Source organism: Pseudomonas sp. NUPR-002 (genome assembly GCF_056322725.1).
The window spans coordinates 4,303,590-4,328,934 of the sequence record NZ_CM150476.1 but is presented as its reverse complement, the minus strand read 5'-3'; the positions used below and the strand labels follow the sequence as shown (position 1 = coordinate 4,328,934).

The 25,345-nt window shown below is 59.1% G+C and carries 22 protein-coding genes and 3 tRNA genes; 21 read left to right on the top strand and 4 right to left on the bottom strand.

Annotated features, from left to right (window positions below; genetic code table 11):
• Positions 1–124 precede the first annotated feature (124 nt).
• The 6 genes from ACVWSC_RS19820 to ACVWSC_RS19795 are packed head-to-tail and all read left to right on the top strand — an operon-like array spanning position 125 to position 6,060.
• Complete coding sequence (locus ACVWSC_RS19820; RefSeq protein ID WP_442108809.1) at positions 125–1,219, top strand: ABC transporter ATP-binding protein; 1,095 nt, start codon at positions 125–127, stop codon at positions 1,217–1,219.
• A complete protein-coding gene (locus ACVWSC_RS19815) occupies positions 1,219–2,316 on the top strand; it encodes an ABC transporter ATP-binding protein (protein ID WP_442108808.1) in 1,098 nt (365 codons plus the stop codon). The genes ACVWSC_RS19820 and ACVWSC_RS19815 overlap by 1 nt, the downstream gene beginning before the upstream one ends.
• Entirely contained in the window at positions 2,313–3,176 is an 864-nt protein-coding gene (locus tag ACVWSC_RS19810) for a carbohydrate ABC transporter permease (RefSeq protein WP_442108807.1), read from the top strand. The genes ACVWSC_RS19815 and ACVWSC_RS19810 overlap by 4 nt, the downstream gene beginning before the upstream one ends.
• A gap of 9 nt (positions 3,177–3,185) precedes the next feature.
• Positions 3,186–3,986, top strand: a complete 801-nt coding sequence (locus ACVWSC_RS19805) for a carbohydrate ABC transporter permease (protein WP_442108806.1) — start codon at positions 3,186–3,188, stop codon at positions 3,984–3,986.
• An 11-nt stretch (positions 3,987–3,997) separates the two neighbouring features.
• On the top strand, positions 3,998–4,270 hold the full coding sequence (locus ACVWSC_RS19800) for a DUF2160 domain-containing protein (RefSeq protein WP_442108805.1): 273 nt from the start codon (positions 3,998–4,000) through the stop codon (positions 4,268–4,270).
• Between the two features lie 50 nt (positions 4,271–4,320).
• Positions 4,321–6,060: an ABC transporter substrate-binding protein gene (locus tag ACVWSC_RS19795; protein WP_442108804.1), complete on the top strand. Its 1,740-nt coding sequence runs from the start codon at positions 4,321–4,323 to the stop codon at positions 6,058–6,060.
• A 93-nt stretch (positions 6,061–6,153) separates the two neighbouring features.
• Here the strand turns inward: ACVWSC_RS19795 and ACVWSC_RS19790 are convergent, their stop codons facing one another.
• On the bottom strand, positions 6,154–6,444 hold the full coding sequence (locus ACVWSC_RS19790; protein ID WP_442108803.1) for a DUF6124 family protein: 291 nt from the start codon (positions 6,442–6,444) through the stop codon (positions 6,154–6,156).
• 463 nt (positions 6,445–6,907) lie between these two features.
• On the bottom strand, positions 6,908–7,762 hold the full coding sequence (gene folD / locus ACVWSC_RS19785; RefSeq protein ID WP_442108802.1) for a bifunctional methylenetetrahydrofolate dehydrogenase/methenyltetrahydrofolate cyclohydrolase FolD: 855 nt from the start codon (positions 7,760–7,762) through the stop codon (positions 6,908–6,910).
• 285 nt (positions 7,763–8,047) lie between these two features.
• On the opposite strand from folD, the gene ACVWSC_RS19780 reads away from it, so the two are divergent.
• The 8 genes from ACVWSC_RS19780 (at position 8,048) to ACVWSC_RS19745 (ending at position 14,630) form a co-directional block, all read left to right on the top strand.
• Positions 8,048–8,124: transfer RNA gene (locus ACVWSC_RS19780), tRNA-Arg, on the top strand.
• A gap of 41 nt (positions 8,125–8,165) precedes the next feature.
• A tRNA-His gene (locus ACVWSC_RS19775) sits at positions 8,166–8,241 on the top strand.
• Positions 8,242–8,294: 53 nt separating this feature from the next.
• A tRNA-Leu gene (locus ACVWSC_RS19770) sits at positions 8,295–8,379 on the top strand.
• 273 nt (positions 8,380–8,652) lie between these two features.
• A complete protein-coding gene (locus ACVWSC_RS19765) occupies positions 8,653–11,049 on the top strand; it encodes a TonB-dependent receptor (protein WP_442108801.1) in 2,397 nt (798 codons plus the stop codon).
• Positions 11,050–11,061: 12 nt separating this feature from the next.
• Positions 11,062–11,994 (top strand): ChaN family lipoprotein, encoded by a 933-nt coding sequence (locus ACVWSC_RS19760; RefSeq protein WP_442108800.1) that lies wholly within the window; start codon positions 11,062–11,064, stop codon positions 11,992–11,994.
• 26 nt (positions 11,995–12,020) lie between these two features.
• Entirely contained in the window at positions 12,021–12,857 is an 837-nt protein-coding gene (locus ACVWSC_RS19755; protein WP_442108799.1) for a heme/hemin ABC transporter substrate-binding protein, read from the top strand.
• Entirely contained in the window at positions 12,854–13,864 is a 1,011-nt protein-coding gene (locus ACVWSC_RS19750) for a FecCD family ABC transporter permease (protein WP_442108798.1), read from the top strand. The genes ACVWSC_RS19755 and ACVWSC_RS19750 overlap by 4 nt, the downstream gene beginning before the upstream one ends.
• A 1-nt stretch (position 13,865) precedes the next feature.
• A complete protein-coding gene (locus ACVWSC_RS19745; protein ID WP_442108797.1) occupies positions 13,866–14,630 on the top strand; it encodes an ATP-binding cassette domain-containing protein in 765 nt (254 codons plus the stop codon).
• A 5-nt stretch (positions 14,631–14,635) separates the two neighbouring features.
• Here the strand turns inward: ACVWSC_RS19745 and ACVWSC_RS19740 are convergent, their stop codons facing one another.
• Together ACVWSC_RS19740 and ACVWSC_RS19735 are read right to left on the bottom strand one after the other, a co-directional pair.
• Complete coding sequence (locus tag ACVWSC_RS19740; RefSeq protein WP_442108796.1) at positions 14,636–15,598, bottom strand: FecR domain-containing protein; 963 nt, start codon at positions 15,596–15,598, stop codon at positions 14,636–14,638.
• Positions 15,595–16,110: a sigma-70 family RNA polymerase sigma factor gene (locus ACVWSC_RS19735; RefSeq protein ID WP_442108795.1), complete on the bottom strand. Its 516-nt coding sequence runs from the start codon at positions 16,108–16,110 to the stop codon at positions 15,595–15,597. Before ACVWSC_RS19735 ends, ACVWSC_RS19740 begins: the two co-directional genes overlap by 4 nt.
• 184 nt (positions 16,111–16,294) lie before the next feature.
• On the opposite strand from ACVWSC_RS19735, the gene ACVWSC_RS19730 reads away from it, so the two are divergent.
• The 7 genes from ACVWSC_RS19730 (at position 16,295) to ACVWSC_RS19700 (ending at position 25,339) form a co-directional block, all read left to right on the top strand.
• Positions 16,295–16,597 (top strand): DUF6388 family protein, encoded by a 303-nt coding sequence (locus tag ACVWSC_RS19730; RefSeq protein WP_442108794.1) that lies wholly within the window; start codon positions 16,295–16,297, stop codon positions 16,595–16,597.
• Positions 16,598–16,871: 274 nt separating this feature from the next.
• On the top strand, positions 16,872–18,182 hold the full coding sequence (gene tig / locus ACVWSC_RS19725; RefSeq protein ID WP_442108793.1) for a trigger factor: 1,311 nt from the start codon (positions 16,872–16,874) through the stop codon (positions 18,180–18,182).
• A gap of 91 nt (positions 18,183–18,273) precedes the next feature.
• Positions 18,274–18,915, top strand: a complete 642-nt coding sequence (gene clpP, locus ACVWSC_RS19720) for an ATP-dependent Clp endopeptidase proteolytic subunit ClpP (RefSeq protein WP_028945303.1) — start codon at positions 18,274–18,276, stop codon at positions 18,913–18,915.
• 106 nt (positions 18,916–19,021) lie between these two features.
• The gene (gene clpX / locus ACVWSC_RS19715; protein ID WP_028945302.1) at positions 19,022–20,305 is read left to right on the top strand and encodes an ATP-dependent Clp protease ATP-binding subunit ClpX; all 1,284 of its coding nucleotides are present in this window, start codon (positions 19,022–19,024) and stop codon (positions 20,303–20,305) included.
• 150 nt (positions 20,306–20,455) lie between these two features.
• Complete coding sequence (gene lon / locus ACVWSC_RS19710; RefSeq protein WP_442108792.1) at positions 20,456–22,852, top strand: endopeptidase La; 2,397 nt, start codon at positions 20,456–20,458, stop codon at positions 22,850–22,852.
• A 147-nt stretch (positions 22,853–22,999) separates the two neighbouring features.
• Positions 23,000–23,272 carry an HU family DNA-binding protein gene (locus ACVWSC_RS19705; RefSeq protein WP_038613039.1) on the top strand — a complete coding sequence of 91 codons (273 nt, stop codon included), beginning with the start codon at positions 23,000–23,002 and terminating at the stop codon, positions 23,270–23,272.
• Between the two features lie 195 nt (positions 23,273–23,467).
• Entirely contained in the window at positions 23,468–25,339 is a 1,872-nt protein-coding gene (locus tag ACVWSC_RS19700) for a SurA N-terminal domain-containing protein (RefSeq protein WP_442108791.1), read from the top strand.
• Positions 25,340–25,345 lie beyond the last annotated feature (6 nt).

Genomic DNA, 25,345 nt, shown 5'->3' with positions numbered 1-25,345 from the left:
CGTTGCTGGCGTAGCGGAAAGAGAAAGTCTCATCGGATCAATAGCTTGCTGATCGGTGGCGACACTGGCACGAAACTGGCGTTACCGCCAGCGCTTGCCTGACCACGCACACCAAGGTCGCCCTATGTCGCTTACGTTGGAACGCGTCAGCCGTACCGTCGACAACCAGCGCTGGATTGTCGATGCCAGCCTCAGCTTTGAGCCGGGCTCGTTCAACGTCCTGCTCGGTCGTACGTTGTCGGGCAAAACCAGCCTGATGCGCTTGATGGCCGGGCTGGATCGCCCCGATCAGGGGCGGGTGCTGATGAACGGTGAAGATGTCACCGGCAAGCCCGTGCGCCAGCGCAACGTGTCGATGGTGTACCAGCAGTTCATCAACTACCCGACCTTGAGCGTGTTCGAGAACATTGCCTCACCGTTGCGCCAGGCACGCATGGGTGAGGAAGAAATCCGTCACAAGGTTCATCAGACCGCGCAGATGCTGCGTATCGAACCTTTTTTGCAGCGCCTGCCCCTGGAGCTGTCTGGTGGTCAGCAGCAGCGCACGGCGATGGCCCGGGCACTGGTCAAGGACGCCGAACTGATTCTGTTCGACGAGCCGCTGGTCAACCTCGACTACAAGCTGCGTGAAGAACTGCGCCAGGAAATGCGTGAGCTGTTCGCGGCCCGCCACTGCATTGCCGTGTATGCCACCACCGAACCCAATGAAGCGCTGGCCTTGGGTGGCACCACAACCATTGTTCATGAAGGCCGCATCGTGCAAAGCGGGGTAACCGCTCAGGTCTATCATCAGCCCGCCACCGTACTGGCAGCCGAGCTGTTCTCCGAACCGCCGATCAACCTGATCGCCGGACGCATCAGTGGTAATGAAGTGAGCTTTGCCGGGGCCGTGCACTTTGCCATGAATGCCGACCTGCGTCGGATCGGCGATGGTGATTACCGTTTTGGTGTGCGGCCTAGTCATATCAGCCTGGTGCCGTCCAACGACGATGATCTGGAGTTGGCCGTACGCGTCGAGCTGGCGGAAATCAGCGGCTCAGAAACCTTCCTGCATGTGCGCAACGAACACTTTCGCCTGATCTTGCACCTGTTCGGGGTGCACGAGTACCACGTCGATGCGCCGATTCGGGTGTTCATTCCGACCCACAAACTGTTTGTCTTCGACAGTGCCGGGCAGCTGGTACAAGCACCCGGTGTGCGTGAAGTGAGGAGGGCCTGATGGCTGAGATTCGCCTGCAGCACTTGGCCCACAGCTACAGCCGCCAACCCGAATCGGCAAATGACTACGCGTTGCGCGAACTCGACCATGTCTGGGCCCAGGGCGGCGCCTACGCCTTGCTCGGCCCTTCAGGCTGCGGCAAATCGACGTTGCTCAACATTATCTCCGGCTTGCTCAGCCCCTCCCATGGCCAGGTGTTGTTCGATGGCAACGTAGTGAACGAGCTGTCACCGCAGGCACGCAACATTGCCCAGGTGTTTCAGTTCCCGGTGGTGTACGACACCATGACGGTGTTCGACAACCTCGCGTTCCCTTTGCGCAACCAGGGCCTGGATGAAGCGCGGGTACGCAGCAAAGTGGAAGAAATCGCCGAGGTGCTCGACCTCGGTCCAGCGTTGCGGCGCAAGGCCCGCAACCTCAGTGCCGACGAAAAGCAGAAAGTCTCTATGGGGCGTGGGCTGGTGCGTGATGACGTGTCGGCGATTCTGTTCGACGAGCCGCTGACGGTGATCGATCCGCACCTGAAGTGGAAGCTGCGGCGCAAGCTCAAGCAGATTCATGAGCAGTTCAATATCACCATGATCTACGTGACCCACGATCAACTGGAAGCCTCGACCTTTGCTGACAAGATCGCGGTGATGTACGGCGGGCAGATTGTGCAGTTCGGTACGCCACGGGAATTGTTCGAGCGTCCGCGCCACACCTTTGTGGGCTATTTCATTGGCAGCCCCGGCATGAACCTGATCGATGTTCAGCCGCAACCCGGCGGTGTCGGCTTCGCTGGCGTGCATCTGCCGCTGCCAGAGGCGCTGCAGGCACACCTGGCGCGCATACCTGAGGCGCGTGTGCAGGTGGGCATTCGCCCGGAGTTCGTGCACCTGCGCGAAGCGCCCTTTGATGACGCCTTCAGTGTCGAGGTGGTGGATGTCGAAGACTTGGGCACCTACCGGATTCTCACGGTGGCGCTGCAAGGCGTGACGCTCAAAGTGCGCCTGGGTGAAGACCGCACAGTCCCGGCGCAGCAGGCGTGGATCAGCTTTCCGGCGCAGTGGTTGATGGTCTACGTCAACGACGAACTGCTGGAGGTCGGGCCATGAACAAGGTGCCCAATAACAAGGCGTGGTGGCTGGTGCTGCCGGTGTTCCTGCTGGTGGCGTTCAGCGCCGTGATACCGATGATGACTGTGGTCAACTATTCGGTGCAGGACATTTTCGATCAGTCCAGCCGTTATTTCGTCGGTGCTGATTGGTACCGCCAGGTGCTGCAGGACCCACGCCTGCACGACTCGTTGCTGCGCCAGTTCGTGTATTCCGCCTGCGTGCTGCTGATCGAGATTCCGTTAGGCATCGCCATTGCCCTGACCATGCCAACCAAGGGCCGCTGGTCGTCGCTGTGCTTGATCGTCATGGCGATTCCGCTGCTGATTCCATGGAACGTGGTCGGCACCATCTGGCAGATTTTCGGCCGTGCCGACATCGGCTTGCTCGGCGCTTCACTCAATCAGTTGGGGATTAACTACAACTACGCGGCCAATACCATGGATGCCTGGGTCACGGTGCTGGTGATGGATGTCTGGCACTGGACCTCGCTGGTGGCGTTGTTGTGCTACTCCGGGCTCAGGGCGATCCCGGATGTCTACTATCAGGCGGCGCGCATCGACCGCGCCTCGGCCTGGGCGGTGTTCCGCCACATCCAGCTGCCGAAAATGAAGAACGTGCTGTTGATCGCGGTGATGCTGCGCTTCATGGACAGCTTCATGATCTACACCGAGCCTTTTGTGCTGACTGGAGGCGGGCCGGGTAACGCCACCACCTTCCTCAGCCAGACCCTGACGCAAATGGCGGTAGGGCAGTTTGACCTTGGCCCGGCTGCGGCGTTTTCGCTGGTGTACTTCCTGATCATCTTGTTGGTGTCGTGGCTGTTCTATACCGCCATGACCCATGCCGATAAAGACTAGGAGGCGGCCATGAACCCACGCAAAGCGCTGCCCTTGTTGCTGTACATCCTGTTTTTGCTGGTGCCGATCTATTGGCTGCTGAACATGTCGTTCAAGAGCAACACGGAAATCCTCGGCGGCCTGACCCTGTGGCCGCAGCAATTCACCTTCGACAACTACCGGGTGATTTTTACCGACCCCAGTTGGTACAACGGCTACATCAACTCGCTGTACTACGTGTGCCTGAACACGGTGATTTCACTGAGTGTGGCCTTGCCGGCCGCTTATGCCTTCTCGCGCTATCGTTTTCTCGGTGACAAGCACTTGTTCTTCTGGCTACTGACCAACCGCATGGCGCCGCCAGCGGTGTTTCTGTTGCCATTCTTTCAGCTGTATTCCTCGATCGGTTTGTTCGATACCCACATCGCCGTGGCCCTGGCGCATTGCCTGTTCAATGTGCCATTGGCGGTGTGGATTCTTGAAGGGTTCATGTCTGGGGTGCCCAAGGAAATCGACGAAACCGCTTACATCGACGGCTACAGCTTTCCGCGATTTTTCATCAAGATTTTTGTCCCGCTGATTGGCTCGGGCATCGGCGTCACGGCGTTTTTCTGCTTCATGTTTTCCTGGGTCGAATTGCTGCTGGCGCGCACCTTGACGTCAGTGAGTGCCAAGCCCATTGCAGCAGTGATGACCCGCACCGTCTCGGCTTCGGGGATCGACTGGGGCGTGTTGGCGGCGGCTGGGGTGCTGACGATTTTGCCGGGCATGCTGGTGATCTGGTTTGTCCGTAACCATGTGGCCAAGGGCTTTGCCCTGGGCCGAGTGTAAGGAGGCGCACTATGGAATGGATGGCCTGGACCTTGCCGACGGCGCTGTTTTTTTCTGCCATTGGCCTGCTGCTGGTGGGCATGACCCTGTTTGAAGTGCGGCGGCCTTGTGTGGAGCGCCGCGGCTTTCTACCGATTGCCACCACCCGTGGTGATCGTTTGTTCATCGGGCTTTTGGTCAGTGCGTACCTGCACCTGTTGGTGATCGGGGCCAGCGACTGGAGTCTCTGGGTGGCCTCGCTGCTGTCGGTGGTGTGGCTGTTGGTGGTGATGCGCTGGGGTTAGCCGAACGGGTTCGGTCAGGCTCCATGGGAATACTCAATCGGGAGATCACGATGTTCGACAACAACAAAAACCGGCGACATTTGACCCTGGCCGCCTTGCTTGTGCTGGGTAGTTTCCACGCCAGCGCCTGGGCCGACGCCTATGAAGACGCGGCGAAAAAATGGATCGACAGCGAGTTCAAGCCCTCGACCCTGACCCCGGAGCAGCAGATGGAGGAGTTGAAGTGGTTCATCAAAGCCTCCGAGCCGTTTCGCGGCATGAAGATCAACGTGGTGTCAGAAACCATTGCTACCCACGAATATGAATCGAAAGTCCTGGCCAAGGCCTTCACTGAAATCACCGGGATAAAACTGACCCACGACCTGCTGCAAGAGGGCGACGTGGTCGAAAAGCTGCAGACCCAGATGCAGTCGGACAAGAACATCTACGACGGCTGGGTCAACGACTCGGACCTGATCGGTACGCACTTTCGCTATGGCAAGACAGAGTCGATCACCGACCTGATGGCCAATGAAGGTAAGGACTACACCTCGCCGACTCTGGACCTGAAAGACTTTATCGGCCTTTCCTTCACCACCGCGCCCGACGGCAAGGTCTATCAGTTGCCTGATCAGCAGTTCGCCAACCTTTACTGGTTTCGTGCCGACTGGTTCGACAGGCCCGAGCTGAAAGCCAAGTTCAAGGAAAAATACGGCTACGAGCTGGGGGTGCCGGTGAACTGGTCGGCGTACGAAGACATCGCCAAGTTCTTCAGCGAAGACGTCAAAGAGATCGATGGCAAGCGCGTCTACGGGCATATGGACTACGGCAAGAAAGACCCCTCGCTGGGTTGGCGCTTTACCGATGCCTGGTTCTCCATGGCCGGTGGTGGCGACAAGGGTTTGCCCAACGGATTGCCGGTGGATGAGTGGGGTATTCGCGTAGAAGACTGCCACCCAGTGGGCTCCAGCGTTACCCGTGGTGGCGACACCAACGGCCCGGCGGCGGTGTATGCCACACAAAAGTACGTCGACTGGATGCGTGCGTATGCGCCACCTGAAGCCCAGGGCATGACCTTCTCCGAGTCGGGGCCGGTGCCGTCGCAGGGCAACATCGCCCAGCAGATTTTCTGGTACACCGCCTTTACCGCCGACATGACCAAGCCGGGATTGCCGGTGATGAACGCCGATGGCACGCCGAAATGGCGGATGGCGCCTTCACCGAAAGGGCCGTACTGGGAAGAGGGCATGAAGCTGGGCTACCAGGATGCCGGTTCCTGGACCTTCCTCAAATCGACCCCGGAGAAACAGCGCTTGGCGGCCTGGCTGTACGCCCAGTTCGTCACCTCCAAAACCGTCTCGCTGAAGAAGACCATCGTTGGCCTGACGCCGATTCGTGAGTCGGACATCAACTCCCAGGCCATGACTGATTTGGCGCCCAAGTTGGGTGGATTGGTGGAGTTCTACCGCAGCCCGGCGCGCGTGCAATGGACCCCGACCGGCACCAACGTACCGGACTATCCGCGCCTGGCGCAGCTGTGGTGGAGCCACATTGCCGAAGCGGCCAGCGGTGAAAAAACGCCGCAAGAGGCGCTGGATGGACTGGCCCGGGATCAGGACAAAATCCTCGAACGCCTGGAACGCTCCAAAGCGCAGGCCACCTGCGCACCGAAACTCAATCCGGAGCGAGATGCCCAGTACTGGTTTGACCAGCCGGGTGCGCCGAAACCGAAACTGGCGAACGAAAAGCCCAAAGGCGAAACCGTGAGCTACAGCGAACTGCTCAAGTCGTGGGAGGCGGCCCGCAAATAGCCCATGTGGGGGCGGGCTTGCCCCGCGATAGCGGTGTGTCAGCCGACATCGCATCGCGGGGCAAGCCCGCTCCCACCGGCCCGCTGAAATGCTTTAAATCCGTTGCACCCCGACGCCATCAAGCACGGCATCGACCAGCGCCCGCGCCGTCTCGATGTGCTGACCGGCACCCGAAACCAAGGAGCGGTCATTGAGCGTGAGGTGATCAAGCGCATCGCAGACTGTGGCTTCAGCGCAGCGCAGTAACTGACAGGCATGCAGCAGCGCTTCTTCGGCGGGGATGCCAGCGCGGATGTTGAACATGAGGTTGGTGCCGAAAGGGGTATCGGCAGTGGAAGCCTTGGCCAGGTCGAGGCTGGGTGGATCAGGGACGATTTTTTTCATGATTGCCCTCAAGTTATGAAGCAACCACGCCTTGCTGCTAAACAAAGGGTGGCAGCTGTACGCGGGTTAGCAGACCGGTAACTCGAGGAACCCGGCGCACCCGAAGGCGCCCCACGTACAACCGCCATAAAGCGTTGTGCCGTCGACATCGAGTTATGAGCCGGACTGCTAAATCCGATCACTGGATTTTCCAGCGACGGCAGCAGCCTAGGCCCGCGCAGGCGCTGGCACAACAGCGCAACGGCGCCGGCAGTATGATTCAGAACGGTCTGACAGAAAACGCCTACCGCATCTCCACATTTCGCTGCTACTGGTAGGAAATCATTGCTATCGCGGGGCAAGCCCGCTCCCACAGGCAAAACATCACATCCGGTGGGAGCGGGCTTGCCCCGCGATCAACTTAAAGCCAGGCACAAAAAAACGGCACCTTCACAGGCACCGTTTTTGATCCAGCCATCACACCTTACTTATGCAACGTTTCCGCCGCATACAAGGTGTTCTCCAGCAGGCAAGCACGGGTCATCGGGCCGACGCCACCTGGTACCGGGGTGATCCAGCCAGCGCGGGGCAGGGCGGTCTCGTAGACCACGTCGCCAACCAGCTTGCCATCTTCCTGACGGTTGATACCGACGTCGATGACAATCGCGCCTTCCTTGATCCACTCACCTTTGACCAGGCCAGGTTTACCTGCAGCCACCACCACCAGGTCAGCACGGCCAACGTGGCCGGCCAGGTCTTTGGTGAAACGGTGGGTCACGGTCACGGTGCAACCGGCCAGCAACAGTTCCATCGCCATCGGGCGGCCGACAATGTTCGACGCACCGACGACCACTGCGTTCATGCCGTACAGGTCCTGACCGGTGCTTTCCAGCAGGGTCATGATGCCTTTCGGTGTGCACGGGCGCAGGAGAGGAATACGTTGGGCCAGGCGACCGACGTTATAAGGATGGAAACCATCGACATCTTTATCCGGGCGAATGCGCTCGAGCAGCAACGACGCATCCAGATGGGCCGGCAGTGGCAACTGCAGCAGGATACCGTCGACGTTCGCATCATCATTAAGGCGATCGATCAGGTCAGTCAGGGCCTGCTGCGTGGTCTCGCTGGGCAGGTCGAATGCCTGGGAAATAAAGCCGACTTCTTCACAATCCTTGCGCTTGTGCGAAACATAGACTTGGGAAGCGGGGTCGGTGCCGACCAGGATCACCGCCAGGCCTGGAGTACGCAGGCCTTGCTGGCGACGCTCCTCAACACGTTGGGCGATCTGCTGGCGCAGGTTGGCGGCGATCGCCTTACCGTCAATAAGGTGTGCAGTCATGTCGCGTGATTAACCATCGAGAGGGAATAAAAAGAGCGCGTATTCTCGCATGAAGGGGGCCGAGGGCAAAGGCGCTTGGTCCGGCCATTTCCCTAACCCCTTAAATAAAATGAATTTTTTTCAAAAAAGAGTTGACGACCTAACCACTCGTCTATAACATTCGTCGCACTTGTCGGGCAGAGCCTAGCACTGGTTAGCAAGGTCAGGCAGAATGAGCGGATTTGGTAGCTTGTTCGGTACGGCTAAAAGTTAATTTGTAATCGTAACAGAAAGCAGATTAAATATGCGCCCGTAGCTCAGCTGGATAGAGCATCCGCCTTCTAAGCGGATGGTCGCAGGTTCGAGTCCTGCCGGGTGCGCCAATAGGCAGCTTAGGCACAAGTAAAGCGGTAAATGCAATATGGTGGGCGTAGCTCAGTTGGTAGAGCACAGGATTGTGACTCCTGTTGTCGTGGGTTCGATCCCCATCGTCCACCCCATATTCCAGAAGGCGCCCGATGAAAATCCGGCGCCTTTGCTTTAAAAGCTTCATGCGGACGTGGTGAAATTGGTAGACACACTGGATTTAGGTTCCAGCGGCGCAAGCTGTAAGAGTTCGAGTCTCTTCGTCCGCACCATCCAAGCTTTCACTGCCCTTCGCTGAAGTGCATGAAAGCCTCGAAAAAGCCGCCTAGTGCGGCTTTTTTCGTTTCTGCAGGTCTTCAAGCGTCTCGCTCTTCCGTTAGCGCGCATTATTTTTCCAGCATTCATATCGCCCTTGCCGTTCAGTCGCCAGGCAAATCATCACGTTCACGAAAAATATGTAAAAGATTCTGATTTAGATTTCCCTTTTTCGCCGACTCGCGTGACCTCTCTAGTAACAACGACATTCACCGTCTAGGGAGCTTCAAGTGAACCGCACGCAGTTGGCCACCGTTCGGGGTGCGCATCACAATAAAAACGGACTGGCCCGCAATGCCTTGACTGCGGCGTTACTGGCGGCGGGTTGTGCGGGCGGGTCGATGGCTCAGGCGGTGGAGAGCAGCGCGCATCAGGCGCCAGCGCGCCAGGCCTATCGGATTGCGGCGGGGCCGTTGGGGCCTGCCTTGAATGAGTTGGCTACGCGCACCGGCATCATCCTGACTTACGCACCTGAGCTCACTCTGAATCGTACGACCCAAGGCCTTGAGGGTGAGTACTCCGTTAAAGAAGCATTCGACTTGCTGCTCAACGGCACGGGCTTGTGGATTGAGCGCATGAAAGATCGCAGCTATGTGTTGCGGGTCAACGCGCGCAACAACACGGCCATGGAGGTGGGGGCGACGCTGGTCAATGCCCAGGCGGATCGACCGGGTGCTATCCAGAGCAGTCGCGATGCGCATGTCGAGCGTCAGGACCTCAACAGCCTGGTGCGTTCGATGCCCGGCACCTACACCTTGCATTCGCGCAGTCAGCCGGGGATTTCCGTGAACATACGCGGTTTGTCCGGTTATGGCCGGGTCAACACCATGATTGACGGGGTTACCCAGACCTTTCGTAACAACGCCGGTCACGGCTCGGGCGGGCCGATGGCGTTCGTAGACCCCAACCTGGTGGCCGGTGTCGATATTCAGCGCGGCTCGGTCGACGGCGCTGAAGGCGCCAATACCTTGGGTGGCAGCGCCAACTTTCGTACCTTTGAAATCGACGACATCGTCAAGCCGGAGCACCGCGTTGGTCTGCGCACCACCTACCGCACTGGCAACAACGGCTATGGCAACACGCGGATGCTGGCGGCCGGTGCGCGCACGCTGCCTGAGGACAGTGAAGGTGTTTACGGCGTGGTCGCTGCCGCAAGCAGTACCCAGACCGGCGAATACAAAACCAGTAACGGTCAGAGCAACAGTTATGACACCACCAAGCAGAACCCGCGCTCAGGGTTGTTGAAGGTACGTCTGCAGCCCAACGACATGCACCGTCTGGATTTGACCGGCGTGCATTACCGCAACGAGTTCTACCACAACTACCCCTGGGAGCTGCATAACGAAACCTACCGCGCCAAGTACGCGTTTACCCCCTACAGCGAGTGGCTGAACCTGACGGTCAACGCCTATCAGAACAAAACCCGGCTGGAATACCCGCCCGTGGAGGACTCCACCTACATCGGCCGCAAAACCCGCGACGACACCCACGGTTTCGATCTGACCAACGTCAGTCGCTTCAACCTGGGGCCGGTGGAAGCCAGCTGGAGCAATGGCGGGCGTTACTACACGGATGACTTCGTCGCCCAGACCCCGGAAAAACGTGGCGCCAACCCAGAAGGCAAACAGCAGACCCATAGCCTGTTCACCACCCTGGATTTTAACTACGACATCTATGCCCTGACCCTGGCTGCACACTACGACGGCTACAAGGTCAGCGGGCATGTGCCCAAGTGTTCGATCATTGGTCAGTGTCTGGACATCGGTGGTGGCGACATCGATGTGACCAGTCGCGAGCATAGCTTCAATCCGCGCGTAGGGTTTTCGGTAAAACCCTATGAGTGGATGCAGCTTTACACCAGTTGGTCGCGCACCTCGCGGGCGCCGCGGGTGCAGGAGATGTTCTTCGAGAAAGTACCGCTTGAGGCCGACGGCAGTGACGCGGATGGCGTCGGCGCCAACCCGTTCCTGCGTCAGGAGCGCTCGACCAACTATGAGTTCGGTTTCAACCTGACCCGCAGTGGCCTGTTGAGTGCCGACGATTACGGTCAGCTCAAGGTCAACCGCTTTATCAGCAAGATCGACGGCTACATTACCCCGCAGTCGTTCAACATTGTTGATGACGACGGCGAAGAAGCGTCAAAGCTGAACTGGGTTAACTGGCCTGAACAAGTGCGTATGAGCGGCTACGAGATCGAGGGCCGATACGACGCGGGCTTCTTCTACAGCACCCTGTCCTGGACGCGCGCCACCACCCAGTCACCGACCACTTCCGGTATCGAGCTGGAAGATATCAACAGTCAGCCAGACCGCTACTGGACACTGGATCTGGGCACCCGTTGGTTCGACGAGCGCCTGGTGATCGGTGCTCGTGGCGAGTATGCGGGTCCCTCTGAAATCAGCTGGGACTACTACGAGACCAAAAAGAGCAAATCGACTGGGGTGATCTGGAACCTGTACGGCAACTACCGAGTGCAGGAAAACCTCAGCCTGTTCGTCAACGTCGAGAACGTCGGCAACAAGGTCTACGACAACAGCGCTTCGGTGGACTACCTGATGTCGGCGGTCATGGACCAAGGCAATGGTCGCGGTCGCACTACCTCGTTTGGCTTCACCCTCGAATACTGACAGGTCCTGTTTATGTTCAAGTCTTCCTTTATATGGCTAGGCCTGGCGTTGTGCGCAGGTTGCGCCAGCGTCAATGCGCCGGTGGCCGACACGGCTTACCGTCAGGCTGAAGCGAGCATCCCGCAGTGGGGCGCGATTGTCGACCTGGCCAGCGGTGAGCAGATCCCGGCCACCCGGCTGCTTGCTGAGCTGGCGGCTGCCGACACTGTGATGGTTGGCGAGGTGCATGAGAATCCGGTCCATCACCTGATCGAGCAATGGTTGGCAACGCGTTTGGCCGAGCAGCGGCCACAGGGCGCGGTGGTGCTGGAAATGCTTAGCAGTGATCAGCAGCGTCCGGTCAACGAGGTTCAGGCTTGGTTGGCCGAAGGCAATCAGGTGCGCAGCAAGCGCCTCAGGCACATCATGCGTTGGGATGAGCGTTGGAGTTGGGCGCAGTACGGCGCCCTGGTCGAATCCTTGATGCAGGCACCTGCGCCATTGCTGGCCGGCAATATTTCCGCAGCGCAGCGTAGCGCGCTGATCAACTCGCCGCCTTCCGATACAACGGCCTTGTTCGCCAGCCCCGCCGTGGCCGCGCAGCAGCGCAAGCAGATTGTTGACATGCATTGCGGGCAGATCGATCAAGCGCGCCTGAACGCCATGCTGGCTATTCAGCACGCCCGCGATCAGCGCATGGCGCAAGTGCTGGATGGCGCGTCTGCGCCCCGGCTGCTGTTTGCCGGCACCCTGCACACGTTGAAAACCCAAGGCGCGCCGCTGTACCTCAGGCAAGGTCCGGGGAGTGCCGCCCTCAAGGTGCTGGTGATGGGTGAGCAGGGGCAGCCAGTGACGCATCAGGACGCTGATTACCTGTGGCTGTTGCCCAGTCACGACGCCACTGGAGCGGCCTTGTCGGCCAGTGCGCCACGCTGTGACGAACCATCGAAAACCACGGCCCATTGACGCTGATGAAGACAAGGAATTTACCCATGAATGCGGCTTCATTGAGCGTGTTGTTGCTGGCGGTTGGTTGGTTTTCCGTTGCCCAGGCCGAGCCGGCCGACACCCTGGTAATCGGCGCCGACCTTGCGGAAATTGTCGATCAGTTGCAGGCCACACCGCGCCTGCTGGGGCGCGACGACTCCAGTCATTTTCCGCCTGCCATTGCCCGCTTGCCGTCGGTGGGCTACCTGCGCCAGTTGTCGGCTGAAGGCATTTTGAGCCTCAAGCCACGGCGTGTATTGATCAGCGATGCCGCGCGACCGGCCATTGTCGTGCGCCAGCTTGAGGCGGTGGGGCTGCAAGTGAACAAGGTGGGGCGAGGCAAGTCGATCGCCGAAATTCCTCGCAAAATTGAGCAAGTAGCCAGCATCATGGGGCGACAGGCTCAGGCGCAAGCGCTGATTGCCGAACAGCAGGCGCTGGCCGCCAAACTGGCCGGGCTGCCACCACTCAAAGGCCCCAAAGCGCTGTTCATCTTCAATCGCACCGGCATGACGCCCCTGGTCATGGGGCAAGGCACCGAGGCCAATGCCGCGCTGGAACAGGCCGGGATCAGTAACTGTGCCAGCTTCAACGCCTACAAACAGGTGGCGGGAGAGTCGATGGTGGCGCTGGCGCCGGACTTTGTGATCATCAGCAAGGCCGGGCTGGAAGCGCTCGGCGGTGAAGAAAGCTTGTGGAAGTTGGGCGGCCTGGCGCTGACTCCGGCGGGCCGGGCGCGACGGGTAGTGCAGATCGACGATCAGGCGTTGCTCAACCTTGGGCCACGTACGGTCGCAGCGATGCTGCAGTTGCGCCAGGATGCCGGAGCGTTGTTCCCATGAGTACGCTACGCACTACGTCGTTGCCGACTTTGCTGTTGATGCTGGCGGGGCTGTGTGCCTTGCTCACGGTGTGTTCGCTGGTGGGCAGCATTGGCTTGTCGCCAAGGATTTTCCTCGGGGTGTTGCCCGCGCCTTTGGAATGGCAGGTGTGGAGTGAAGTGCGTCTGCCGCGCTTGCTGTTGGCGGTGTTGGTTGGCTCGACCCTGGCGGCCGGCGGTACCGCGATGCAGGGGCTGTTTCGCAATCCGCTGGCCGACCCGACCTTGCTCGGTCAGGCCAGTGGTGCGGGGCTGGCGGTATCGATCTGGATCGTGCTGTTCAATGGCCGCTTCGCCGGGTTCGAGCTGTACGGGCAGTTTTTCGCCGGGTTTATCGGCGCCTTGCTGGTGACCTTGGTGATTTTTCACATAGGCCGCGGCTATCAGGGGCGGGAATCGACCATCACCTTGCTGTTGGCCGGCTTGGTGATCAACACCCTGACCGGCGCCTTGGGTGGCATCCTCACCTACCTGGCCAGCGAAGAGCAGCTGCGCCAGTTGAGCCTGTGGGGCATGGGCAGTCTGAGTAGCGCCGAATGGTCGACCTTGAGTGTGGCGTGCCTGGTATTGCCGTTGGCCTTGTGGGTGCTGGCGCGTTGCGCGGCGGACCTCGACCTGTTCCAGCTGGGTGAAGTCAGCGCGCATGCGGCGGGGCTCGACAGCGAGCGCCTGAAAAATCGCGTGGTGCTGGCTTCGTCGCTGGGCGTTGGCCTGTGTGTGGCGCTTACCGGCATCATCGGTTTTATCGGCTTGTTGGTGCCGCATTGTTTGCGCCTGTATTTCGGCCCGGGTCACCGCTTGTTGATTCCTGCCTCGATGTTGTGTGGCGCGATTCTGCTGTTGCTCGCCGATACCCTGGCGCGCAGTTTGACCAGCCCCGCAGAGATTCCGGTGGGGTTGGTCACCAGCGTGATCGGTGGGCCGTATTTCCTTTGGTTGCTGCTGGGGCGCAAGGCGCGGGAGTTCTGACATGCTGGAATTGATTGATGTCAGCCTGGAGCAGCCATTTGCCCTCGCACCGTTGCATGAGCATATAGAAGCAGGGCAACTACTCGGTTTGATTGGCCCCAATGGCGCGGGCAAGAGCACCTTACTGTCGCTGATTTCTGGGTATCTGAAGCCTGCGCAAGGTGAAATCCGCTTGCTCGGACGACCGTTGCACGCCTGGCGCCCGCAGCAACTGGCGCGCTCGCGGGCGTTGGTGACTCAGCACGTTGAAAGCGCGTTTGACTGGCCAGTGCATGCATTTATTCGCCTCGGCCAGGCCCATGCCGGTGAGCCGCTTGCCGCAATCATTGACGCGTTGGACATCGGCCATTTACTTGAGCGTGGCGTGCTGTCGTTGTCGGGTGGCGAAATGCAGCGGGTGACTATTGCCCGGGCAATTAACCAGCTGGCGATTAATCCGTTGCGCCAGGACGATGAGCGGCCGCCGTGCCTGCTGTTGCTCGATGAGCCTACCAGTGCCTTGGATATCGGCCAGCAGCAGAACCTCATGCGTCTGTTGCGCCGTCTGGCGCGTTCGCCGCGGATTGCCGTGGTGTGTGTGCTGCACGACCTGAACCTGGCGGCGCACTACTGTGATCGCCTGTGGTTGCTTGAGCGCGGCCAATTGCGTGCCAGTGGAACCCCGGCTGAAGTGTTGAGTGCCGAGCGAATAGCGCAGGTATTTGCTGCGCAGGTGCGCGTCGTGCAGGGGGCTACTGAGGGCGTGCGTATCGAGCTTGCGTTGTAACCGGCTCAGCGCGCAGCGACGGTGACCCAATAGTTGCTGCGGCGCTGAATCCGCACCGGCAGGGCGTGGGGCAGGGCATCGAGTACAGCATCGCTATCGGCCAGCGGATACACCCCGGAAATATGCAGGCTGGCCACTTCATCGCTGCAGCGCAGCAGGCCGGGGCGATAACGGCCCAACTGGGCGAGGAAGGCGTCGAGGCGCATGGCGTCGGCAATCAGTACGCCCTGGCTCCAGGCCGGTTCCTGGGCGGCACGGCCCTGGTTTTCAATTTGGCTGCTGGAAAAACGTGCGTGCTGCCCTGGACTGAGGCGCAGCGGTGGTGCGCCGGTTTGCAGGGGGTGCACGTCCACCGCGCCTTCGAACAGTGCAACCTGAGTGGCGTCGGGTCGCAGCTCGACGACGAAACGGGTGCCGAGCGCGCGTACGCTGCCCTGTGACGTCTGCACGCTTAAAGGGCGATTGGCGTTGCCTGAATCGTGGCCACTGCTCAGCAGCACGCGCCCTTTATGCAGGTGAATCAGGCGTTGATGTGCGTCGAACTGCACGCTGATCTCGCTCTCGGCATCCAGTGTCAGTTGGCTGCCGTCGCTCAGGCTGAGGGTGCGGGGTGCCTGGGCGCCGTTGCTGAAGGCAAGGGTTGCGGACGAAGACTGGCTGGCACGGTAGCTCAGGTGCCCGGCGCCGCCCACCAGGCCCAACAGTAGCAATGCTTTGAGCACGCGCCGGCGCTCATGCACGGGGCGCTGAGACAGGCTGCGGTAGCTGGCCTGAGGCTCCAGCGCGGCGAAGCGATGGCGCATCGCTTCGATATGCAGCCAGGCGCGATCATTGTCCGGGCTGGCTGCACGCCAGCGTTGCAACGCTTGCTGCTGGTCAGGGCTCAGATCGCCCTCCATGGCCAGTGTCAGCCATTGTGCGGCTTCGCGGGTGGTGCGAGGGTCGAAGTCGGGCCTGGAGGTATTCATGGCAGTGCGGCAAAGAAGCAATGCTGGTTGGCCTTGACCAGGTACAGCTTGACCGAGCGGGTACTGACCCCCAGGCGTTCGGCGATTTCGGCAATTTTCAGCCCTTGCAGGTGCGACAGCAGAAATGCCTCGCGTACCTTGCCGGGCAAGTCGTCGAGCAGGCGGTCAAGCAGGGTCAGTGCTTCCAGGGCCAGCAAGCGCACCTCTGGCGAGGGCTCAACCGTTTCGGGCAGTAAGGCCAGGGCCTCAAGGTAGGCTTGCTCCACCTGGCGGCGGCGATAGACGTTGGCCATCAGTCTGCGCGCCACCGTGGACAGGAACGACCGTGGTTCACGGATATTGAATAGGTCTTTACCGCTGAGAATGCTCAGAAACGTGTCCTGGGCAATGTCGGCGGCGTGCTCCGGGCAGCCGATACGCTGGCGCAGCCAACGATGCAACCAGTGATGGTGATCCTGGTAGAGCCTTTGTAGGCGCGTGTTGGCTGAAACAGAGGAGGGGCTGGATTCCATCGGGTGTGTGCCGGTGTGAAGCAAAAGTTTCGCTAGTATAACGATACGCATTATCAATTGATAATTGTTTGTGTTTGATGGGCCATTGCGGTGGCATCGCCGACACTGGTGACAAAGGGTCAAAAGCTGATAGATTTCAGCCGGTTGAGGCCGTTGCTAACGGCAAGGTAGTGAGGACAGCGCCATGATTTCAAAAGAACGCCAGGCCAGCGCGTTACAGCGTTTCGCCGCGGCCAATCCGCAGCTACTCGAAGAAATTGCCGGGCTCAGCGCCCATGAGCAGCAACAGCAAATCGAGTGGGCCTTTGAAGATGCGGCGCAGGAGCAGGGCCTTGAGCCGTGGGAATTGACCCTGCAACTGATCGCCAGCTCCGACGAGGAACTCCAGGCCATGCGCCTTGACGTGCACCGGCAAGTGGCTGAGGCGCTGGGCATGGAGTGGGAAGAGTATTGCAGCATCAACGAGATCGACAGTGCGGCGCCCTGAGTGCCCACTGGCGGTTTTGTAGTGTTTTGACAAGTAATTCTGGCTGTTTGGCGCCGGGCGGGTTGTCTCGATGAGAGGCGGCGTCCAGGCCTTGAACAGCGGGTCTTGAGCGCCCTTGGCCAAGGTTTTGGCCAAGGGCTGTAAATGAAATGGACCGGCGTGCTTTCCCGTCGTCTTGAACGGGGTGACTTCTGGCCTTTGAGCCACTAGAATGCTTGCCCTTGATTCTGGAGTCGGGTATCGCCGGCTAACGTCTGTGCAACGAGGAATATCCATGCAAGTTTCTGTTGAAAATACTTCTGCTCTCGAGCGTCGCATGACCATCGCCGTTCCGGCAGAGCGCGTCGAGACCGAAGTCAACAAGCGTCTGCAACAGACTGCCCGTCGCGCCAAGGTTCCAGGCTTCCGCCCTGGCAAAGTGCCTATGAGCGTGATCCGTCAGCGTTATGAAGATGCTGCCCGCCAGGAAGCCTTCGGCGATCTGGTTCAGGCTTCCTTCTACGAAGCTGTGGTTGAGCAGAAGCTGAACCCGGCTGGCGCACCTGCCGTCGAGCCAAAGTCGTTCGAAAAAGGTAAAGACCTGGAATACATCGCTACTTTCGAAGTGTTCCCAGAGTTCACCGTTGCCGGTTTCGACTCGATCGCCGTTGAGCGCCTGAGCGCTGAAGTGGCTGACGCCGACCTGGACAACATGCTGGAAGTGCTGCGCAAGCAGAACATTCGTTTCGAAGCGGTCGATCGCGCTGCCCAGAACGAAGACCAACTGAACATCGATTTCGTCGGCAAGGTTGACGGTGAAGTGTTCGCTGGCGGTTCGGCCAAAGGCACCCAGCTGGTACTGGGCTCGGGTCGCATGATCCCAGGCTTCGAAGAAGGCCTGGTTGGCGCCAAAGCCGGTGAAGAGCGCGTACTGAACCTGTCCTTCCCTGAGGACTATCAGAACCTCGACCTGGCTGGCAAAGCAGCCGAGTTCACTGTTACCGTCAACAGCGTTTCCGAGCCTAAGCTGCCAGAACTGAACGAAGAGTTCTTCGCCCAGTTCGGTATCAAGGAAACCGGCATCGACGGCTTCCGCACCGAAGTTCGCAAGAACATGGAGCGTGAACTGCGTCAGGCCATCAAGACCAAGGTCAAGAACCAGGTAATGGACGGCCTGCTGGCTGCCAACCCGATCGAAGTGCCAAAAGCCCTGCTGGAAAACGAAGTGAACCGCCTGCGCGTTCAAGCCGTTCAGCAGTTCGGTGGCAACATCAAGCCTGAGCAACTGCCAGCTGAGCTGTTCGAAGAACAAGCCAAGCGCCGCGTTGTACTGGGTCTGATCGTCGCTGAAGTGGTCAAGCAGAACGAGCTCAAGCCTGACGAAGCTCGCGTTCGCGAAATGATCGAAGAAATGGCTTCGGCTTACCAAGAGCCTGAGCAGGTCGTAGCGTGGTACTACAAGAACGACCAGCAACTGAACGAAGTGCGTTCGGTTGTGCTGGAAGAACAAGTTGTGGATACTGTTCTGCAGAAAGCTACTGTGACCGACAAATCGGTCTCGTACGAAGAAGCGATCAAGCCAGCACAGGCACCTGCCGCTGACTGATTTTCTTCTCTCGTAAGAAAACACCACAAGCCAGCCTTCGAGCTGGCTTGTGCGTATTCAAGACATGACTATTTGGGAGTGAGTGCAGGACATGTCCCGCAATTCTTATTATCAGCAGAGCTCTGACATCCAGGCCGCAGGCGGTCTGGTCCCGATGGTTATCGAGCAATCCGCTCGTGGCGAACGCGCCTACGACATCTACTCGCGCCTTCTCAAGGAGCGGGTGATCTTTCTGGTCGGCCCGGTAGAGGACTACATGGCCAACCTGATCGCGGCGCAGTTGCTGTTCCTTGAAGCGGAAAACCCGGACAAGGATATCCATCTCTACATCAACTCGCCGGGCGGTTCGGTAACTGCGGGTATGTCGATCTACGACACCATGCAGTTCATCAAGCCGGACGTCTCCACCACCTGCATCGGTCAGGCGTGCTCCATGGGTGCCTTCCTGCTCGCAGCCGGTGCCAAGGGCAAGCGCCACTGCCTGCCGAACTCGCGGGTGATGATTCACCAGCCGCTGGGTGGTTTCCAGGGGCAGGCCACGGACATCGAAATCCACGCCAAGGAAATCCTCTCCATCAAGTCGCGCCTGAACGAGCTGCTGGCCTATCACACCGGCCAGGACCTCGAGACCATCAAGCGTGATACCGAGCGTGACAATTTCATGAGCGCGCAACGTGCCGCCGAGTACGGTCTGATCGACTCGGTACACGACAAGCGGCAAATGGCTGTCTGATAAGGCGTGAAAGCAGGTGGTTGGGCTTTCCCGCCACCTGTGGACTTGAAAAAGCCCGCAATTGCCTTCATCTTGTGTTGCAAGCCTACCGGATTGGATCGATCGAATGACTGACACCCGTAACGGCGAGGACAACGGCAAATTGCTCTATTGCTCCTTCTGCGGCAAAAGCCAGCATGAAGTGCGCAAGTTGATTGCCGGCCCCTCGGTATTTATCTGCGACGAGTGCGTCGACCTGTGCAATGACATCATCCGTGAGGAGGTGCAGGAAGCCCAGGCCGAAAGCAGCGCGCATAAACTGCCTTCGCCGAAAGAAATCAGCACCATCCTGGATCAATACGTCATTGGTCAGGAGCGTGCGAAAAAGGTACTGGCGGTAGCGGTGTACAACCACTACAAGCGCCTGAACCAACGCGACAAGAAGAACGACGATGTCGAGCTCGGCAAGAGTAATATCCTGCTGATCGGTCCGACGGGCTCGGGTAAAACCCTGCTCGCCGAAACCCTCGCGCGTCTGTTGAATGTGCCGTTCACCATCGCCGATGCCACCACCCTGACCGAAGCCGGTTACGTGGGTGAGGACGTCGAGAACATCATTCAAAAACTGCTGCAAAAGTGCGACTACGACGTGGAAAAGGCCCAGATGGGCATTGTCTACATCGACGAAATCGACAAGATTTCGCGCAAGTCGGACAACCCGTCCATCACCCGTGACGTCTCGGGCGAGGGCGTGCAGCAGGCGTTGCTGAAGCTGATCGAAGGCACGGTTGCCTCGGTTCCGCCGCAAGGTGGCCGCAAGCATCCGCAGCAGGAATTCCTGCAGGTCGATACGCGCAACATCCTGTTTATCTGTGGCGGTGCGTTCTCTGGCCTGGAAAAGGTCATCCAGAACCGTTCCACCCGCGGCGGCATCGGCTTTGGTGCCGAAGTGCGCAGCAAGCAGGAAGGCAAGAAAGTCGGTGAATCGCTGCGTGAGGTCGAGCCTGACGATCTGGTCAAGTTTGGCCTGATCCCGGAATTCGTCGGCCGTCTGCCGGTGCTGGCGACCCTCGACGAGCTCGACGAAGCTGCGCTGATGCAGATTCTCACCGAGCCGAAGAACGCCCTTACCAAGCAGTACGCCAAGCTGTTCGAGATGGAAGGTGTAGACCTCGAGTTCCGCAGTGATGCGCTCAAATCCGTGGCTCGCAAAGCCCTGGAGCGCAAAACCGGTGCCCGTGGCCTGCGTTCGATCCTCGAAGGCATCCTGCTCGACACCATGTATGAGATTCCTTCGCAGAAGGATGTCAGCAAAGTGGTGATCGACGAGAGCGTCATCGATGGTTCTTCGCAGCCGCTGCTGATCTACGAGAACAGCGAGCCGCAAGCCAAAGCTGCACCTGACGTCTGAGTCGCCAAACGGCTCGAATCAGCAAGGGGCCTTCGGGCCCCTTTGCTTTTCCTGTCGTAGAGCTTGTTTTTTTGCGGGGCTGCCCCCACATTAAACCCACGCTCAAATTCCACCGGTTTCCGGCCATAAGGCCGCTGTAGAGGCGAAATCATGAAGACCACCCTCGACTTGCCTCTTTTGCCATTGCGCGATGTCGTCGTCTATCCGCACATGGTCATCCCACTGTTCGTGGGGCGCGAGAAGTCCATCGAAGCCCTTGAGGCCGCAATGACGGGCGAAAAGCAGATCCTCCTGCTGGCCCAGAAGAACCCCGCTGATGACGATCCAGGCGAAGATGCCCTGTACCGCGTCGGTACCATTGCCACTGTCCTGCAACTGCTGAAACTGCCCGATGGCACCGTTAAAGTGCTGGTCGAAGGCGAGCAGCGCGGTGCAGTCGAGCGTTTCAACGAAGTTGATGGCCATATTCGCGCCGAAGTTTCGCTGATTGACGAGTCGCAGACCGCCGAACGCGAGTCTGAAGTCTTCGTTCGTAGCTTGTTGTCACAATTTGAACAATACGTTCAGCTGGGCAAAAAAGTCCCGGCTGAAGTCCTGTCGTCGCTCAACAGCATCGATGAGCCGGGGCGCCTGGTCGACACCATGGCCGCGCACATGGCCCTGAAAATCGAGCAGAAGCAGGAAATTCTCGAAATCCTCGATCTGGCCACCCGTGTCGAGCACGTGATGGCACTGCTGGACGCTGAAATCGACCTGCTGCAGGTTGAAAAGCGCATCCGTGGCCGGGTCAAAAAGCAGATGGAGCGCAGTCAGCGCGAGTACTACCTGAATGAGCAGATGAAGGCCATTCAGAAAGAGCTCGGCGACAGCGAAGAAGGTCACAACGAAGTCGAAGAGCTGAAGAAGCGTCTCGACGCTGCCGGCCTGCCGAAAGATGCCTACGCCAAGGCTCAAGCTGAGCTGAACAAGCTCAAACAGATGTCGCCGATGTCTGCTGAAGCAACCGTGGTGCGTTCTTACCTGGACTGGTTGGTGCAGGTGCCGTGGAAGGCCCAGAGCAAGGTGCGCCTGGACCTGGCCAAGGCTGAAGAAATCCTCGATGCCGACCATTACGGCCTGGAAGAGGTCAAGGAGCGCATCCTTGAGTACCTCGCCGTGCAGAAGCGGGTGAAAAAGATCCGTGGTCCGGTGCTGTGCCTGGTGGGTCCTCCTGGGGTGGGCAAAACTTCCCTGGCCGAGTCGATTGCCAGCGCTACCAACCGCAAGTTCGTGCGCATGGCCCTGGGCGGCGTACGTGACGAAGCCGAGATTCGCGGTCACCGGCGTACCTACATCGGTTCGATGCCGGGCCGTTTGATTCAGAAAATGACCAAGGTGGGCGTACGCAACCCGCTGTTCCTGCTCGATGAAATCGACAAGATGGGCAGCGACATGCGTGGCGATCCGGCCTCGGCATTGCTTGAAGTGCTCGATCCCGAGCAGAACCACAACTTCAACGATCACTATCTGGAGGTCGATTACGACCTGTCCGATGTGATGTTCCTGTGCACCTCCAACTCGATGAACATCCCGCCAGCGCTGCTGGACCGGATGGAAGTCATCCGTCTGCCGGGTTACACCGAAGACGAGAAGATCAACATCGCCGTGAAGTACCTGACGCCCAAGCAGATCAAGGCCAACGGCCTGAAGAAGGGCGAGCTGGAAGTCGATGTGTCGGCGATTCGCGACATCATTCGCTACTACACCCGCGAAGCTGGTGTGCGGGGCCTGGAGCGCCAGATCGCCAAAGTCTGCCGCAAGGTGGTCAAGGAGCACGCCGGTAACAAGCAAGTGGCCGTCAAGGTCACCGGTGAGCAGCTGGAGCATTTCCTCGGCGTGCGCAAGTTCCGTTATGGTCTGGCCGAACAGCAGGATCAGGTGGGGCAGGTGACTGGCTTGGCCTGGACTCAGGTCGGTGGTGAGTTGCTGACCATTGAAGCGGCAGTGATTCCGGGCAAAGGTCAGTTGATCAAGACCGGCTCGCTGGGCGATGTCATGGTCGAGTCGATCACGGCAGCGCAGACGGTTGTCCGTAGCCGGGCGAAAAGCCTGGGCATCCCGGCCGACTTCCACGAGAAGCGCGATACCCATATCCACATGCCGGAAGGCGCGACGCCCAAGGATGGTCCAAGTGCCGGTATCGGCATGTGCACCGCCCTGGTCTCGGCGCTGACCCAGATCCCGGTACGTGCCGATGTGGCCATGACGGGTGAAATTACCCTGCGTGGACAGGTGCTGGCCATTGGCGGTTTGAAAGAGAAACTGCTGGCGGCACACCGTGGTGGAATCAAGACGGTGATCATTCCTGAAGAGAATGTGCGGGATTTGAAAGAAATTCCTGAGAATATTAAGCAGGATCTTCAGATTAAACCGGTCAAATGGATTGACGAAGTCCTCCAAATTGCGCTGCAATACGCCCCGGAGCCCTTACCAGATGTGGCTCCCGAGATAGTCGCCAAGGATGAAAAGCGCGACAGCGATTCCAAGGAAAGAATTAGCACGCACTAGTACGTATTTGGCTGGGGGGCTTTCTTGACAGTTTTTTCAGGCCCTTGTTATAAAGCGGCGCTTAAGCGTCATTAGGCCACCCAGCGCTCGTTAAGCTTTTCATTACATACTTAGATACAACTCAATAGAGATATAAGGGGACTTAGAGTGAACAAGTCGGAACTGATTGACGCTATCGCCGCATCTGCTGACATCCCGAAAGCTGTTGCTGGCCGCGCGCTGGACGCAGTAATCGAATCCGTCACCGGCGCCCTGAAGGCAGGTGACTCCGTGGTACTGGTAGGTTTCGGTACCTTCTCCGTTACCGATCGTCCAGCTCGCACCGGCCGCAACCCGCAAACCGGCAAGACTCTGGAAATCCCTGCTGCCAAGAAGCCAGGCTTCAAGGCTGGCAAGGCACTGAAAGAAGCCGTCAACTAAGACCTTCCTTCAGGCTCACGCCTAAGCCGGCCAGGCTGCTGCCTGGCTTGGCTGCTGAACATACAGGCGCACTCAAAGGCACCCGTTGTTTGGCCAGTTACGAGAAGGCGCATCCTCGGATGCGCCTTTCTTCTATCAGGAATCTACCCACGCTCCACGGTTGTTTCATTCAGTACAACCGTTTCTGGGGGACGCATGCTGCAGAATATCAGGGACAATTCACAAGGTTGGATTGCCAAGACCATCATCGGTGTCATCGTAGCCTTGATGGCACTGACCGGCTTCGATGCCATCTTCCAGGCCACCACCCACAGCCAGGACGCTGCCAAGGTCAATGGTGAAACCATTAGCCAGAGCGAGCTGAGCCAGGCCGTCGACATGCAACGTCGGCAGCTGATGCAACAGCTGGGCAAGGATTTCGATCCATCGCTGCTCAACGAGAACATGCTGCGTGATGCAGCGCTCAAGGGTCTGATCGACCGTAAGCTGCTGCTTCAGGGCGCTGAAGACGCCAAGTTCGCCTTCTCCGAAGCTGCACTCGACCAACTGATCCTGCAAACGCCTGAGTTCCAGGTGGATGGCAAGTTCAGTGCCGAGCGCTTCGATCAGGTGATTCGCCAGATGGGCTACAGCCGTATGCAGTTCCGCCAGATGCTGGCTCAGGAAATGCTCATCGGCCAACTGCGCGCAGGCCTGGCCGGCAGCGGTTTTGTGACCGATGAACAGGTCAATGCCTTCGCTCGCCTGGAAAAGCAGACCCGCGATTTCGCCTCGCTGACCTTCAAGGCTGACCCGGCTGCGATCAAGGTCACTGACGAGCAGGTCAAGGCACACTACGACGAACACGCCAAAGAGTTCATGAGCCCGGATCAGGTCGTTATCGACTACATCGAGCTGAAGAAGTCGTCTTTCTTTGATCAAGTGACGGTCAACGAAGACCAGCTCAAGGCGCTGTACGAGAAGGAAATCGCCAACCTGGCCGAGCAGCGTCATGCGGCGCACATCCTTATCGAAGTCACCGACAAGGTCAACGAAGCCCAGGCCAAGGCCAAGATCGAAGAGATCCAGCAGCGTCTGGCCAAGGGTGAAGACTTTGCCGCACTGGCCAAGGAATTCTCCCAGGATCCAGGCTCGGCTAACAACGGCGGCGACCTCGGCTACGCCGGGCAGGGTGTTTACGATCCAGCCTTCGAAGAGGCGCTGTATGCGCTGAACAAGGACCAGGTCTCGGCTCCGGTACGCACCGAGTACGGCTTCCACCTGATCAAGCTGCTGGACGTGCAGGCACCTGAAGTGCCGACCTTCGCCAGCCTGAAAGACAAGCTGACCCGCGAACTGAAGACCCAGCAGGTCGAGCAGCGCTTTGTTGAAGTGACCAAGCAACTGGAAGACGCTGCATTCGAAGCGTCGGACCTGGCTCAGCCAGCCCAGGACCTGGGTCTGAAGGTACACACCTCGGCAGCCTTCGGTCGTGAAGGTGGTGATGGCATCACCGCCAACCGTGCCGTGATTCAGGCCGCCTACAGCAAAGAAGTGCTGGAAGAGGGTGCCAACAGCACTGCGCTCGAGCTGGACCCGGAAACTGTCGTGGTACTGCGCGTCAAGGAACACCTCAAGCCTGAGCAACTGGGGCTGGACGTGGTCTCCGACAGCATCCGTCAGCACCTGGCCAAAGAGCAGGCAACTGCTGCGCTGAAAACCAAGGCTGATGCGTTGATCGCGGGTCTGCGTAATGGCACCATCGCGCCGGATGCCGCTCAGGACGGTCAGGGCTGGAAGGTGCAGGAAGCGGTCTCGCGCAACCAGGAGGGCATTGACCCGGTTGAGCTGCAGGCAGTGTTCCGCATGGCCAAGCCAGAAGCCAAGGACAAGCCGGTGTACAGCAGCGTAGCGCTGAACGACGGTAGCCTGGTGGTACTGCGTCTGAACGGTGTCAACGACGGTGCTGCTGCCACTGACGAAGAGAAATCGGCCTACCGTCGTTTCCTCGCTTCGCGTGCTGGCCAGCAGGACTTCGCGGCGTACCGCAAGCAGCTGGAAGCCAAGGCGGACATCACTCGCTACTGAGTGATC